The sequence below is a fragment of the Micromonospora sp. NBRC 110037 genome (assembly GCF_001652995.1).
Classification (GTDB): Bacteria; Actinomycetota; Actinomycetes; order Mycobacteriales; family Micromonosporaceae; genus Micromonospora; species Micromonospora chalcea.
The window spans coordinates 192,060-205,849 of sequence record NZ_BBVA01000009.1; the positions used below are offsets into that span (position 1 = coordinate 192,060).

Below are 13,790 nucleotides of genomic sequence, written 5' to 3' on the forward strand. Positions count from 1 at the left end.
GCCGTGGCGGTGCGCGCGGTAGTGATCGAGGCCGACGGCGGTTCCCGGGGCAACCCGGGCCCGGCCGGTTACGGCGCCGTGGTCCGGGACCCGGAGACCGGCGAGGTGCTGGCCGAGCGGTCCGAGTCGATCGGCACCGCCACGAACAACGTGGCCGAGTACCGGGGCCTGATCGCCGGGCTGGAGGCCGCCGCCGAACTGGGCGCGGCCGAGGTCGAGGCGCGGATGGACTCCAAGCTGGTGGTCGAGCAGATGTGCGGCCGCTGGCAGATCAAGCACCCCGGGCTGCGCCCGCTCGCCGCCCAGGCCGCCGGGCTGGTCGGCCGGTTCACCGCCGTACGCTTCACCTGGATCCCCCGGGAGCGCAACCGGCACGCCGACGCGCTCGCCAACGCGGCCATGGACGCCGCCGCGTCCGGCGCCGCGCCGGAGGCGAAGGCCGAGGCGCGGGAGGCGGCGCTCGTCCGGGCCACCGGCACCGACCCGGCCACCACGCCCGCCTCCTGGGAGCCGCGCCCGACCGAGGAGGCCACCCGGCTGATCCTGGTCCGGCACGGCGAGACCGAGCGCACCGTGCGCAAGCACTACTCCGGCCGGGGCGACGTGCCGCTGACCGAGCGGGGCCGGGCCCAGGCCCGGGCCACCGCAGCCCGGGTGGCCGCCCTGGCGCCGTCCGTCGCGGCGGTGGTCAGTTCCCCGCTGTCGAGGTGTACGGCCACCGCCGAGGCGATCGCCGCGCAGGTTGGCAACCCGCCGGTACGCACCGACGACGACCTGATCGAGTGCGACTTCGGCGTCTGGGAGGGGCACACGTTCGCCGAGGTACGCGAGCGCTGGGCGGCGGAACTGGACGCCTGGCTCGCCTCCACCCGGGTCGCCCCGCCGAAGGGCGAGTCGTTCGTGACCGTCGCCGAGCGGACCGGGCGGGCCGTCGACCGGCTGCGGTCGGCGTACCCGGGGGAGACGGTGGTGGTGGTCTCCCACGTCTCGCCGATCAAGCTGGTGCTGCGCGACGCGCTCGCCGCCGGCGACGCGTTCCTGCACCGGCTCTACCTGGACACGGCGGGCATCTCGGTGCTGGACCTGTACCCGGACGGCGGCGTCGCGGTCCGCTCGGTGAACGACACCTCGCACCTCACGGACGTCTGACGGCCGTTCGGCGCATGCCGGCGGCCGTTTGGCGCATCGACATCACCCGATCGGACGTGACCCTCGTCACAGGGTCGTAGCCTCCGGCCGTCACATGGCCCGCTACGAATGCCCGGAGGGGTGTCACATGTCCGAACCGGAACCGGAGGCGCTCGACACGGCGCGATCCAGGGCGAAGGACAAGAGTCCCTGGAACTGGTTGCTCTTCATCCCGATCGTGGTGCCGCTGATCCCGGCGCTGTTCAACGCCGACTCACCCCGGCTGTTCGGGTTCCCGCGGTTCTACTGGCTGCAACTGGCCTGGATCCTGCTGGGCGTCGGCACCACCACGCTGGTCTACCAGATGACCAAGAAGCGGGGTGACCACTGATGTGGCGGGACCACCTCACCGAGATCATCGTCTTCACGCTTCTGTTCCTGCTGGTCAGCGCCATGGGTTTCGTGGCGGCCCGGTGGCGCAGACCGACCGACATGGCCCACCTCGACGAATGGGGGCTGGGCGGGCGCAGCTTCGGCGGCTGGATCACCTGGTTCCTGGTCGGCGGTGACCTCTACACCGCGTACACGTTCGTCGCCGTCCCGGCGCTGATCTTCGGGGCCGGCGCGGCCGGCTTCTTCGCGGTGCCCTACACGATCGTCATCTACCCGCTGGTGTTCCTGGTGCTGTGCCGGCTCTGGTCGGTCTCACACCGGCACGGCTTCGTCACCCCCGCCGACTTCGTCCGCAACCGGTTCGGCTCGCCGATCCTGGCGCTGCTGGTCGCGATCACCGGCATCGTCGCCACCATGCCGTACATCGCGCTGCAACTGGTCGGCATCGAGGCGGTGCTCAAGACCATGGGCGTGACCGGGGACAGCGCGCTGGCCCGGCACCTGCCGATCATCATCGCGTTCGCGATCCTGGCCGCGTACACGTACCAGTCGGGGCTGCGCGCGCCGGCGCTGATCGCGTTCGTCAAGGACTCGCTGATCTACATCGTGATCCTGGTCGCGGTGATCTGGCTGCCGTACAAGCTCGGCGGCTGGGGCGCCATCTTCGACGCCGCCGACGCGAAGTTCCAGGCGTCACCAGCGCCCGGCGACGGCATCCTGCTCAACCAGAACAACCAGATCCAGTACGTGACGCTGGCGTTCGGCTCGGCGCTGGCGCTGTTCCTCTACCCGCACAGCATCACCGGTGTCCTGGCCAGCCGGAACCGCGACGTGATCAAGCGGAACATGTCCGCGCTGCCCGCGTACAGCCTGCTGCTGGGGTTGATCGCGCTGCTCGGCTACATGGCCATCGCGGCGAACGTGAAGCCGCTGCCGGGCGCGAAGGAGGGCACCACCGACGGCAACACCGTCGTGCCGCTGCTGTTCGACCAGCAGTTCCCGGACTGGTTCGCCGGCGTGGCGTACGCCGCCATCGGCATCGGCGCGCTGGTCCCCGCGGCGATCATGTCGATCGCGGCGGCGAATCTGTTCACCCGCAACATCTACAAGGAATACCTGAAGCGGGACGCCACCCCGGCGCAGGAGGCGAACGTCTCGAAGATCACCTCGCTGGTGGTGAAGGTCGGCGCGGTGGCCTGCATCGTCTTCCTCGACCCGCAGTTCTCCATCGACCTGCAGCTCATCGGCGGCGTGATCATTCTGCAGACGCTGCCGGCGGTGGCGCTGGGCCTCTACACCCGCTGGTTCCACAGGGGCGCGCTGATCGCGGGCTGGGCCGCCGGCATGGGCCTGGGCATGTGGATGCTCTACCAGATCGGCAACCCGGCGACCGGCAAGAAGCACTTCGCCGGGTCGGCGTTCCCGCTGGAGAAGTTCGGCTTCGACACGCCGAAGACCATCTACGTGGGCATCGTGGCGGTGCTGGTGAACCTGGTGGTGGCCGCGCTGCTCACGCTGGTGCTGCGCGCCGCGAAGGTGGCCGACGGCCCCGACCACACCACGGCGGACGACTACTTCGCCGACGAGGATGACCCGCGCGTGACGCCCTCCGCCGACGCCGCCCGCGAGCCCGTGGCATGAAAGGAAGGGCCCCTTATTAACGCCTCGTGCATTGAAAGGGGCCCTTCCTAACACCCTCAGCGGCGGCGGGTGCGCGCGTCGAGCGCCTCGTTGAGGCGGTGCAACATGTCCGCGAGCGTCTCCCGGTCCGCCTCGGGCCAGGCGGCGAGGATGTCGCCGTACAGCCGGGTGCGGGCCGCCCGGACGGCGGCCATCCGCTGGAGCCCGGCCGCCGTCGCGGAGATCACCGTGCCGCGCCCGTCGGCCGGGTCGGGGGTACGCGAGATCAGGCCGTCGCGCTGGAGCGCGGAGACCTGCCGGGTGACTGTGGAGCCGTCCAGGCTCAGCCGTGCGGCGAGCGCCGAGACGTTCTGCGGGCCGGCCGCGTCCAGGTGGCGCAGGATCACGTACGCGGCGCGGTCGAGCAGCCGGTGCTCCATCGTGCCGGTGCCCCGGCGGGTGGCCTCGCCGAGCCGCATCAGCAACGCGACCTCGGTTTCGATCCGGCCGAGGGTGACTTCGGTGCCGTGGACGTCCTCGCTCATAGCTGTATGATACAAGAAAATTACCTGTACGATACAGCTATCTGGGAGGTTGCGGAGTGGATCGCCGATCCGAGCCCAACCGCAGTGCCATCTACGCCACCACGCTCGTCGCGTTCCTCGCCATTGCCGGCATCGCCGTCGTCGACCCGATCCTGCCCGCCATCGGCGAGGCGATCGGCGTCACCGCCTGGCAGGTCGAGCTGCTCTTCACCGCGTACATCGCGGTCATGGCCGTCGGCATGATCCCGGCGACGCTGGCCAGCGGGCGGTTCGGTTTCAAGCCGGTGCTCGTCACCGGCGTCTCCGTCGTCGGCCTCGCCGCGATCCTCGCCTCGTTCAGCAACGACATCGTGCAGCTCTCAGTGCTGCGCGGCGTCTGGGGCCTGGGCAATGCGATGTTCTTCGCCACCGCCATGGTGGTGCTGGTCAATCTCGCGAACGACAGGGAATGGGTGGTCGGCCTGTTCGAGACCGCCCTCGGGCTCGGCTTCGCCGTCGGCCCGCTCATCGGCGGCCTGCTCGGCGAGGTGAGCTGGCGGCTGCCGTTCTTCGTCTGCGGCGTGTTCATGGTGCTCGCGCTCGGCGTCGCCGCCCGCAAGCTGCGCGAACCCGCCCACAAGCAACAGCCGGTACGCCTCGGCCAGATCTTCGCCACCTACCGCAAACCCGCGTTCGTGACGCTCTGCGTGGTCACCGCCGCGTACAACTTCGTCTTCTTCGTCGTACTCGGCTACACGCCGCTGTTCCTGCGCCTCGACGTCATCCCGCTCGGCCTGGCGTTCACCGGCTGGGGCCTCGGCCTCGCCGCCGGCATCCTGCTGATCGGGCACCGGCTGGCCCACCGCATCGGCGCGGTGCAGACCGTCGGCGTCGCCCTGCTCGGCCTGCTGGTCTGCATGGTCGCGTTCGCCACCTCCACCGGCACCGCCATGTCGCTCGTCGTACTCGTCGTCGCCGGCCTGTTCATGGGCCTCGCCAACGCCAACCTGACCGACCTGGCACTCGGGCTCGGCTCCGCCGACCGGCGCGCCGCCACCGGCGCGTTCAACCTGGTGCGCTGGGGCGCCGCCGCACCCGCGCCGATCATCTCCGGCAAGCTGGCCGAACACGGCCTGGCGCTGCCGTTCTGGGTCGGCTTCGCGGTGCTCGCCGCCGGCGTGCTGGTCTACCTCGCGTTCGGTCACCTGATGGCGGCCGGCTACGGCGAACGGGTCATCTGGAACCGGGCCGCCCGCCGTGCCGAGCACGCCCCGGAGGAGCCGGTGGGGGAGGCGTACTGACGCTCCGGTCTTGCCCCGGGCGGCGTCAGGTCAACGCGCGCCACAGCAGGTAGCACCCGATGGCCGTGCCGAACACCACGATCACCGTCTTCAACACCACCTGCGGAAGCCGGCGGGCCAGCCGCGCGCCCGCGTACCCACCGAACAGCGTGGCCGGCGCGACCACCGCGACCGCCGCCCAGTTCACCGGGCCGAACAGGGCGAACACCACCAGCGTGGTCAACCCCACCACGGCCGAGAGCAGGTTCTTCACCGCCGACACCCGGGCCAGCGTCGCGTCCAGCACCAGCGCCAGCCCGGCCACCAGCATCACCCCGAGGGCCGCGCCGAAGTAGCCTCCGTACACGGTGCCGAGCGCGACCATGGTCTGCACCGTGACGGTACGGCGGCGCGCGCCCAGCCGTTCCGGATGGCCGACCAGCCGGCGCAGCGGACCCTGGAACGCGAGTACGGCGGTAGCGCCGAGCACCAGGAACGGCACCACCAGCTCGAACGCCCGAGCCGGGGTGGCCAGCAGCAGCGCGCACCCGGCGATCGTGCCGAGCACGGCGGTCGGCAGCAGCGACCACAGCTGCCGCCCGCGCGGCAGGTCCATCCGGCTGCCCGCCACGCTTGCCACGTACCCGGGAAAGACCGACACCGAGTTGGAGACGTTCGCCGCCACCGGCGGCAGACCGGTGGCGATCATCGCCGGGAACGTGATCAGCGAGCCACCTCCGGCCACCGCGTTGACTGTGCCCGCGGCGAGACCGGCGGCGAGCAGGAGCGCGGCGTCGGAGAGATCCATGGTCCCCCGAGGCTAGTCGGTCGGGCGGGCGAACGCGCATCGCGCCGGTTCGGGGAGGTGGCTGTATCGAGAGCCGGTTGATGCCGGCACCTCCCCGAGGTGGTGGGCGGGAAATGGGCGCGGCGGGTGCGTCGTTAGGATGAGAGCGCGACGGACGAGTCGACCGGGCGGTCGCGTCGACGGGCTCCGGCCCGTCGCCGAGGAACGTCCGGACTCCACAGGGCAGGGTGGTTGCTAACGGCAACCCGGGGTGACCCGCGGGACAGTGCCACAGAAAACAGACCGCCGGCCCGTAACGGGACGGTAAGGGTGAAACGGTGGGGTAAGAGCCCACCAGCACCCCGGGTGACCGGGGTGGCTCGGTAAACCCCACCCGGAGCAAGGCCAAGAAAGGGCCGTCACCGCAAGATGACGACCCGCGCAGACGCTTGAGGGCTGCCCGCCCGATGTCTGCGGGTAGGCCGCTGGAGCCTGCCGGCAACGGCAGGCCGAGATGGATGGCCGCCGCCGGTGCGCCTACGGGCGTACCGGGCACAGAATCCGGCGTACAGGTCGACTCGTCCGTCGCCCACCAGGTGAGCCGCCCGCTCTTGGTCGGCGTTCGACGCCCCTGTGACGGCCCCGACGGCCCAACGACGGCCCAACCACGGCCCAGGAGGGTGGCGGCACTGCCCGCTATCGTCCTCGCATGTTCGTCGAGATCATCGGAGATCAGCCACTACCTGACGCAGTCGACCGGGACGACGTGGAAGACCTCCTGGAGCAGGCCATCGGCGACGAGGGCAGCGTCACGGGTGCCGGCACAGGCGACGGGCGTTGGCACCTGGACGTCGAAGTGGACACCGCCGGACGGCAGGCACAGCTACTCGTGCGGCGGCTCGCACAAGCACTCGTCGACGCTGAGCTCGGCTGGGTGCGCGTCCGACCTGAGGCAGAAGACACGGGATTGCCTGCCTCGGCACTCGTCTGAGCCGTACCGTCGCCGAAGCGCGACGCACGACCTCTTCCTCCCGAAAGACTTTGTCATCCCACCAGCTGGTTGAGTCGCGCACGAGCTATTCGGGTAGCGAGCCCTGGCCCGGCAAGGAGTATGACGAGCATGCCGGCCCCGATCAGCGGGAACGGGGCGAGTGTTTGCACACTGCTGGTCACGTAGCCATCCCTGGTCGCGACGAACTGTGGGTCAGTCTCCGACACATAGATGGTGACGCTTTCGCCTCGCGAGTAGCCGGGCCCATTACCCCAGGCGCTCTCCAAGGGAACGCTCCAGGTTCGGCCACGAGCCACGTACGTGGCATGATCGCCGAACTTGAACCCCTCCATCACTGCTTGGACCGGTTCGCCGGTCGCCACGAGTTGGCGGATGCGAACTTCAGTACGGCGCGGCTGAAGGATTCCCCCGGCGACAGACAGGCACCGACCAGATAGCACAGAACGATGCGCAGCCAGGACCGAGCTATCCAATCGAACAGCGGCACAGGACTGTGAGGCTGGTGTGAAGAGACCTAGGCTGACGTCCATGTCGCGGAGCATGCAGTGATCGACCTGGACGAGCACAATCACCAGTCGGCGGAGTCGGGTACCGCCGTCCACGACCGTCTCGTGGTCAGACAGAAGATGACCCTGCGGCTCGTCGCCGTTTTCGTGGTCGGCGTTGTGCTTGGCGGCTTCGGTGTCAGCCAACTGCGGGACTCGCGTGATCAGCGGGAGCGGAACGCCGTGGTCGCATTCGTGGCCTTCCCTCAATCGGCCGACTCTGGAAGCGCGGCCTCCGCGGGACCCGTCCGACTGTCCGGGTATTTGGCGTTGGCCAACGCCGGCCCCGGGCCGATCACCGTTCGTCGGGTTCACGCAAAGAGGCCGGGCGTCGTGATACACAGCATCGGATCGCCCCGGTTGTTACCGCCTGGCAGCACCGGTCAGCTCGCGGTCGAGCTGTGGTTCGATTGCTCGGTCGCACGCCTCCAGCGAGAGCCGCTGCCGCTAGGGTTATCGGTCGAGACCGAAGACAAGCAAGGCAGAGAGGTCAGCCACCCCGTCGCTCTCGTAGGAAGCGACTGGGAGCGCGAGGCTCTGAGCAAGTGTTCACGCAGAGGCACGATGGGCTGACGCGTAACGAACCAAGGCCAAGCGCTGAAGCGGATCTCTGCGCGGCTGCCCCTCGTGCCCGCTGCGCACTCCGCTACTGCCCCTCACCGCCCCTGAAGTTCTCGCCTACAGTGCCGGCTGTGGATCTCGCTGACTGCGTGGGGCGTGTGCTCGAACTGCGGACGCTCGACCTCGCAACGCAACCTCCACCCAGTCCCGGGCCCGCTGCTCTACCCGTGGTGGGATACGACTTCCTGGCTCTGTATCTGAGTGTCACCGAAGAGTTCGACGACAACGTGCAGGTTCTTGAGGTCCTGGAGCGCTTCGAACAGGACTGCGCCTCTCTCGAAGAGGCGTTGAGCCGGCTGTGGGGACCAGCCGAGAGCGTGGACCTACGGCCGTACATGGATCTCATGGTGCGGGGAGAGAGCGTTCCGGAACTTCCCGGGTTCCTTCTCGGCGTCATGTCGGATGTGGCTGTGTGGCGCTTTGCCGATCGGAGCATCTGTGTCGGCGTCGGGGTGTCGGACACCCACGGCCCGGTGGTCCTGGTAGCCGCAGCGGGCGAGCTGTAGCGGGTGCGTGCTTCGGGGCGTTTGTGCTGGTAGTAGTTCCGGTTCCGCCCATCGGGATCCGTGCTCAGCGAGGATATTCGTGGGGTGGGGGATCTCTTCTGAGCAGCGCGAGCGAGATCACGATCACGGCGAGACCCAGGCCTGCCAGCACGGTCGGCGCCTGCAGGAGAAGATCCTCCGTCGCGTACCCGTCAGGCGTGGCAGCCCTGGTCGGATCCGTCCGGTCGACGCGTACATCGAGTACGTCCCCGACGTGGAACTCACTCTCGTCGATTTCGCTGGAGAACCGCTTCCGGTGCCGTACGCCGTCGAACGTGTAGTCCACGGTCAGCCTCGTGGCGGCGAACGATCGGCTGATCTTGAACCGTTCGACGTGAACCACCTGGCCGGTCGTCTCGGCGCCGGCGAGTACCCGCTCGTCGATCGCCGTGCTCAGCCGATCGTGGAGCAGCATCCCGCCGCCGACCAGAAGGGTGCCCAGGACAACCGCCAGGACCAACTTGAGTTCCCGTCGGCCGAACGGGCTCGCCATTGCCGGTCCTCCCAGCATCCTCGGGATGAGTGCGTTGTAGCACGTCCTCGCTCGTCGCCAGCCGCCATGGCCGCCGGCGCTGCAACCCGTGCCACTCTGCGATGATCAGGTGTGACCTCCTACGTGTCCCACACCACCGTGGACTGTGCCGACGCCTATGCCCTGTCCCGCTGGTGGGCATCGGTTCTGGACTACCGCGAGGACCCGGACGACCCGAACGAGCCGGGCCATGAGGAGTGCATGATCTACTCGCGGGACGGGCGGCACCGCCTGCTGTTCATCGAGGTGCCGGACGCGAAGCAGGTCAAGAACCGCATCCACCTCGACCTGCGCCCGGTCGAGGGGATGCGCGACGAGGAACTGGCCCGGCTGACCGGGCTGGGTGCGGCGGTGGTGGCCGACCGGCGGGAGACCGACGGCACCGGCTGGGTGGTGCTCGCCGACCCGGAGGGCAACGAGTTCTGCATCCTCCGCAGCGACGCCGAGGTGGCCGCCACCCGCCCGTGACAGCGATCGAGCCCAGGTGCTCGACCTGGCTCCCACCGATCTTGGAGTTGTGGCGCCCACAACGCCCCGTTTCGCGAAGTTCGGCAGGCACCACAACTCCAAGATCGACGGGGAGAGCGAGAGGTGGGGGGACGGGGAGGGCGGGGAGAGCGGGCAAGGGCGGGGGGAAAGCCGGCGGGTTGCTTGTGGCACGCTGCGGTGGTGATCGAGCTTGCGGACATCCAGGCGGCCGCCGACCGGATCGCCGACGTCGTGGTGCACACCCCGACCCTGCCCAGCCCGGGACTGACCGAGCTGCTCGGCGTACCTGTGACCGCCAAGCTGGAGCTGCTGCAACGTACCGGCTCGTTCAAGGCCCGGGGCGCGGCGGCCAAGCTGCTCGCGCTCGACGACGCCGAGCGGGCGGCCGGGGTGGTGGCGGTCAGCGGCGGCAACCACGGCATCGCGGTCGCGGTGATGGCCGGCGCGCTCGGGGTGGCGGCGACAGTGGTGATGCCGCGCAACGCGCCCGCCCGCGCGGTCGAGGTTGCCCGCGGGGCCGGGGCGGACGTGCGGCTGACCGAGGACATGGCCGGCGCGTTCGCGCTGATGAACCGGCTGCGGGACGAGGGTGTGACGCTGCTGCACCCGTTCGACGACCCGATCGTGCTGGCCGGGCAGGGCACTGTCGGGCTGGAGCTGGCCGAGGATGCCGGTGAGCTGACCGACGTGCTGGTCAGCATCGGCGGGGGCGCGCTGATCTCGGGCGTGGCGGCGGCGCTGCGGGCGCGCCGGCCGGGGGTACGCGTCTGGGGCGTGGAGACCGAGGGCGCGCAGGCGATGTCGCAGGCAATCGCGAAGGGTGGCCCGGTCGAGGTGCCGTTGTCGTCGATCGTCACGACGCTCAGCGCGCCCAGCGTCTCGCAGCTCACCTACGATCACGTGACCGCGCTGGTCAGCGACGTCCTCGTGGTCTCCGACGCCGAGGCGGTGCGGGGCACGCTGGAGTTGGCCGAGCACGCCAAGGTGTGGGCCGAGCCGGCCGCCGGTTGTCTGCTTCCTGCCGCCCGCCGGGTGGTCGAGCGGGTGGGCGGTGACGCCCGGCTGGGCCTGGTGGTCTGCGGCGGCAACGCCACGGTGGCCGACGTGACCACGTGGGCCGGCCGCTTCGGCGTCTGACCCGCCGAGCACGGGACCGCCGCGCCGGAGCGCGCGACCGCCGCGCACAAGCTACCGAACCTGGGGTACGCCGGCCGGCTCGGTTCGGACGGGTGGGACCGAGCGGCCGGCGTACGTCAGGACGTGGTCGGACTGACCCCGTCGAGCAGCTCGGCGAGCTTGGCCGCGGTGGTCGGGGCGTGCAGGTGCAGGCGCGCCACGTTGATGCTGTCCGTACCGACCACGGCCAGCAGGGCCTGGCCGTTGATCGCGTACACGCTGAGGTAGCCGCCCGCGTTGCGGACCGTGGACTGCTGGAAGTCGCCCTGTCCGAGCCGGAGCCCGACCTGGCGGCCGAGCCCGTACGTGGTGGCGGCGAGCGCGGCCAGGTCGTCCGGGTCGGCGCCGTTCTGCAGGTTGTGCGTGACGAGCAGGCCGTCGACGCCGCCGAGGACGCACCCGTGCACGCCGGGGATCTGCAACCGCAGCGCGGACAGTTCCTGGGCGATGGCCGGGTACGGCAGGGTCGGGTTGCCGGCCAGCGAGGGCGGAAGCGCGCGTGGTGGCGGCAGGGTGCCGGTCTGGGGGCGCGTACGGCGGGGGAGGTCGTCCACCCGGCTCACAGTTCCAGGCTCTCCTCGATCGTGCGCAGTTGGTGCCGCGCCATCGCGAGGTTGGCCCGGCTCTTGCTGACCATCAGGTAGAGGAACAGGCCCTTGCCGGTGCGGTTGCTCAGCGGGCGGATCAGGTGGTACTGGCTGCCGAGCGTGATCAGGATGTCCTCGATCTCGTCGTCGAGCTTGAGCATCTCGATGGTGCGCAGCTTGGCGCGTACGACGTCGGTGTTGCCGGCGGCGGCGACGGTCAGGTCGATCTCGCCGGTGCCACCGGCGACGCCGAGGGTCATGCCACTGGTGTAGTCGACGAGCGCGGCGCCGATCGCGCCGTCGATGTTCATCGCGTTCTTCAGCGCGATGTCAAGGTTGCCCACGATTTCTCTCCCCAACTCGGGCCGCTGTCCGCTGGAAGCGCGACAGCGGATTCGTCCGTCGAGGCTCGCATATGGAGGTGCGAGGTGCACACGGACCACCGGTGATCCACCTGAGCGGGCCCTCCGGACGGGCCACCGGTCCCGCGGGAGGGACCACGCCGTCCATCGCCGATCGCCGTCCGTCTCGGCAAGACGGTGCATCCATGCTATGTAGAGTTCCGATAGAGTGCCGCTGTGCGACTGACCATCCCGGTGGCGAAGGTGCTCTCGGCGCTGCTCGCCGAACCCGAGGCGCCGCGCTACGGCCTCGACCTGATGCGGCTCACCGGCCTGCCCAGCGGGACGCTCTACCCGGTGCTGCACCGCCTCCAGGCGGCCGGCTGGCTCACCGCCGACTGGGAGGCCGTCGACCCGGTCGCCGCCGGCCGCCCGGCCCGCCGCTACTACCGCCTCACCGGCGAGGGCATCCGCTCGGCCCGGCTGGCGCTGGCCGAGCTGCGTGCCCTCGTACCCGCCGAACGTGCCGGCGCGGACCCGGCGTGGTGACCCGGCGGGTGGCGCGTACCGCCGGGGTGTTGCTGTTCGCGCCGCCGGCCTGCCTCGCGGTCCTCGTGGCCGCGGCCGCGGCGATGGCCCTGGCGCAAGGGTGGCTGGAGATGCGCGCCGCCGCGCAACTGCCGGCCTGGTCGGCGCTCACCGCGCTGCTCGGCGTGGCGCTCGCGCTCGTCGTCGCCCGGGCCGCGCGCCGGACCGTACGCGTGGGGGCGCTGCCCACCGCGCTCGGCGTGGTGCTGCCGATCGCCGCGACGGTGACCGCCACGTCGGCGCTGCTCGCCGCCCGGGGCGAGAGCCGGGTGGGGGAGAAGGTGCCCGGGGTGCTGCTCTGGCTGGCGCTGCTGGTCGCGGCGCTGTGGGTCGCCGGGGCGCTGGCACGCCGGGGCCGGGTCCGGGCCGCGTGGCTGGCCGGGCTGCTCGGCGCGCTGGTGGCGGCCGACGCGGCGGTGGTGCTCGCGGTGGTCACCTCGATCCCGGCCGGCGCGCCCGTGGCGGACGGCCTGCCGCCGGACTCGGTGGACCGGATCTCCGCGCCGCTGTGGCTGTTCACCTGCTGGACCGACTCGTCGTTCGGGCTGCCCCGGCCGACCGGCTGGGAACGGTTCCTCATCACCGACCGGGTGCTCGTCGAGCCGATGTTCTACCTGGCGTGCACGCCCTACGTCCTGGCGTACGCGATCGCGGCGGCCCGGCCGGCGGCGGCCGCCGCGCCCGTCCCGGCTCTCGCCTGAAGGGTCAGGAGTTCCAGCTCAGCGCCCGGCCCGCCCGCTCGTAGTGCCGTGCCAGCTCGGCGTCGATCCGCGCGGCCCGCTCCTCGGTGAGCGTCACGGCCGTACCAGCAGCCCGCCGCCGTCGGAGCCGCCCCGGGGCCGGAACAGGTCGGCGGCGTTGCCCAGCATGGTCAGCGCCGGCTGGGTGACCGGCCCGCGCCGTACGTCGCCGTTGACGAAATGGCCCAGCTCGTGCCCCAACAGCGCCACCCGCGCGGGCCCGTCCAGGGCGCCCCACAACGGCAGCCCGAGGCCGAGCACGCGCCGCCGGCGCAGCCCGACCGCTGTCGCGTACGCGTTGATGCCGCCGTCGACGCCGATCACGTGCGGCATCGGCGCGCCCACCGCGGACGCCACCTCGCGGACCAGGGCGTGCAGCTCCGGCGCCTCCTGCGCGGTGAGCACGTCCAGGTCGCCGTCGACCCGGCCGAAGCGCGGGCGCAGCGCCACCGCCAGCGCGATCAGCGCCACGCCGCCGACCACGGCGAGGTTCGGGAAGGGGTACGCGAACAGCAGCCACACGCCGGACACCGCGAGCCCGGCCACACCGAGCAGGAGCAGCACCGAGATGCCGGTGACGAGGAGGCCGGCGAACCCCGGCCCGGTCGACTTCAGCGACCGGGCGACCAGGGCGGCGTACTGCTGACGGGTGAGCCGCGCGGCGAGCCGGTGGGTCCGCCGGTCGACAGGCGACCAGCCGAACTCGGGCGCCTGGCGGCGCGCGTCGTAGGTGTCGAGGTTCCAGTCGCATCCGGGGCACCACGGCAACGCCCCGTCCAGCGACACCGGCGTCGTGCCGCAGCGCGGACAGGCCCCCGTGCCCGTCGTCATGGTGATCACGAGCGCCGATCCTGTCCGGTTCGCACCACTGGCGGTACCCGC

Annotated in this window: 17 protein-coding genes and 1 other RNA gene; 12 read left to right on the forward strand and 6 right to left on the reverse strand. The window is 71.0% G+C overall.

All coding sequences use genetic code 11. The features are described from left to right. The first annotated feature begins 3 nt into the window (after nt 1–3). From A4R25_RS24880 to mctP, 3 genes are all read left to right on the forward strand, one after another. Nucleotides 4–1,149 carry a bifunctional RNase H/acid phosphatase gene (locus tag A4R25_RS24880; protein ID WP_064448266.1) on the forward strand — a complete coding sequence of 382 codons (1,146 nt, stop codon included), beginning with the start codon at nt 4–6 and terminating at the stop codon, nt 1,147–1,149. A 127-nt stretch (nt 1,150–1,276) separates the two neighbouring features. Beyond that, complete coding sequence (locus A4R25_RS24885; protein ID WP_043329258.1) at nt 1,277–1,519, forward strand: DUF3311 domain-containing protein; 243 nt, start codon at nt 1,277–1,279, stop codon at nt 1,517–1,519. After that, entirely contained in the window at nt 1,519–3,162 is a 1,644-nt protein-coding gene (gene mctP, locus A4R25_RS24890; protein ID WP_064448267.1) for a monocarboxylate uptake permease MctP, read from the forward strand. Before A4R25_RS24885 ends, mctP begins: the two co-directional genes overlap by 1 nt. 56 nt (nt 3,163–3,218) lie before the next feature. On the opposite strand, the gene A4R25_RS24895 is transcribed toward mctP, so the two are convergent. Beyond that, on the reverse strand, nt 3,219–3,686 hold the full coding sequence (locus A4R25_RS24895; protein WP_064448268.1) for a MarR family winged helix-turn-helix transcriptional regulator: 468 nt from the start codon (nt 3,684–3,686) through the stop codon (nt 3,219–3,221). Between the two features lie 56 nt (nt 3,687–3,742). Between A4R25_RS24895 and A4R25_RS24900 the strand changes: the two genes are divergently transcribed. Continuing rightward, complete coding sequence (locus tag A4R25_RS24900) at nt 3,743–4,966, forward strand: MFS transporter (protein WP_064448269.1); 1,224 nt, start codon at nt 3,743–3,745, stop codon at nt 4,964–4,966. A 25-nt stretch (nt 4,967–4,991) separates the two neighbouring features. Here the strand turns inward: A4R25_RS24900 and A4R25_RS24905 are convergent, their stop codons facing one another. After that, complete coding sequence (locus A4R25_RS24905; protein ID WP_064448270.1) at nt 4,992–5,753, reverse strand: sulfite exporter TauE/SafE family protein; 762 nt, start codon at nt 5,751–5,753, stop codon at nt 4,992–4,994. Nucleotides 5,754–5,908: 155 nt separating this feature from the next. On the opposite strand from A4R25_RS24905, the gene rnpB reads away from it, so the two are divergent. The 4 genes from rnpB (at nt 5,909) to A4R25_RS24925 (ending at nt 8,416) form a co-directional block, all read left to right on the forward strand. Further along, nucleotides 5,909–6,317: RNase P RNA component class A (gene rnpB, locus A4R25_RS24910), an RNA gene on the forward strand. A gap of 124 nt (nt 6,318–6,441) precedes the next feature. Then, nucleotides 6,442–6,723, forward strand: coding sequence for a hypothetical protein (locus tag A4R25_RS24915; protein WP_043329266.1), 282 nt, complete (start codon nt 6,442–6,444; stop codon nt 6,721–6,723). 566 nt (nt 6,724–7,289) lie between these two features. Next, a complete protein-coding gene (locus A4R25_RS24920; RefSeq protein WP_064448271.1) occupies nt 7,290–7,862 on the forward strand; it encodes a hypothetical protein in 573 nt (190 codons plus the stop codon). Nucleotides 7,863–7,981: 119 nt separating this feature from the next. Next, nucleotides 7,982–8,416 carry a hypothetical protein gene (locus A4R25_RS24925; RefSeq protein WP_124779027.1) on the forward strand — a complete coding sequence of 145 codons (435 nt, stop codon included), beginning with the start codon at nt 7,982–7,984 and terminating at the stop codon, nt 8,414–8,416. A gap of 64 nt (nt 8,417–8,480) precedes the next feature. On the opposite strand, the gene A4R25_RS24930 is transcribed toward A4R25_RS24925, so the two are convergent. After that, nucleotides 8,481–8,948 carry a DUF3592 domain-containing protein gene (locus A4R25_RS24930; RefSeq protein WP_064448273.1) on the reverse strand — a complete coding sequence of 156 codons (468 nt, stop codon included), beginning with the start codon at nt 8,946–8,948 and terminating at the stop codon, nt 8,481–8,483. A gap of 111 nt (nt 8,949–9,059) precedes the next feature. On the opposite strand from A4R25_RS24930, the gene A4R25_RS24935 reads away from it, so the two are divergent. Together A4R25_RS24935 and A4R25_RS24940 are read left to right on the forward strand one after the other, a co-directional pair. Beyond that, nucleotides 9,060–9,455, forward strand: a complete 396-nt coding sequence (locus tag A4R25_RS24935) for a VOC family protein (RefSeq protein ID WP_064448274.1) — start codon at nt 9,060–9,062, stop codon at nt 9,453–9,455. 201 nt (nt 9,456–9,656) lie between these two features. Further along, entirely contained in the window at nt 9,657–10,613 is a 957-nt protein-coding gene (locus A4R25_RS24940) for a threonine/serine dehydratase (protein WP_064448322.1), read from the forward strand. A 116-nt stretch (nt 10,614–10,729) separates the two neighbouring features. On the opposite strand, the gene A4R25_RS24945 is transcribed toward A4R25_RS24940, so the two are convergent. Together A4R25_RS24945 and A4R25_RS24950 are read right to left on the reverse strand one after the other, a co-directional pair. Continuing rightward, a complete protein-coding gene (locus tag A4R25_RS24945; protein ID WP_043329275.1) occupies nt 10,730–11,215 on the reverse strand; it encodes a roadblock/LC7 domain-containing protein in 486 nt (161 codons plus the stop codon). Then, nucleotides 11,212–11,583: a hypothetical protein gene (locus A4R25_RS24950; RefSeq protein ID WP_013287772.1), complete on the reverse strand. Its 372-nt coding sequence runs from the start codon at nt 11,581–11,583 to the stop codon at nt 11,212–11,214. The genes A4R25_RS24945 and A4R25_RS24950 overlap by 4 nt, the downstream gene beginning before the upstream one ends. A 234-nt stretch (nt 11,584–11,817) precedes the next feature. On the opposite strand from A4R25_RS24950, the gene A4R25_RS24955 reads away from it, so the two are divergent. Then, nucleotides 11,818–12,129, forward strand: coding sequence for a PadR family transcriptional regulator (locus A4R25_RS24955; RefSeq protein ID WP_043329277.1), 312 nt, complete (start codon nt 11,818–11,820; stop codon nt 12,127–12,129). Beyond that, a complete protein-coding gene (locus A4R25_RS24960) occupies nt 12,123–12,869 on the forward strand; it encodes a hypothetical protein (protein ID WP_231915623.1) in 747 nt (248 codons plus the stop codon). The genes A4R25_RS24955 and A4R25_RS24960 overlap by 7 nt, the downstream gene beginning before the upstream one ends. A gap of 93 nt (nt 12,870–12,962) precedes the next feature. On the opposite strand, the gene A4R25_RS24965 is transcribed toward A4R25_RS24960, so the two are convergent. Next, nucleotides 12,963–13,739 (reverse strand): M48 family metallopeptidase, encoded by a 777-nt coding sequence (locus A4R25_RS24965; RefSeq protein ID WP_157539158.1) that lies wholly within the window; start codon nt 13,737–13,739, stop codon nt 12,963–12,965. Nucleotides 13,740–13,790 lie beyond the last annotated feature (51 nt).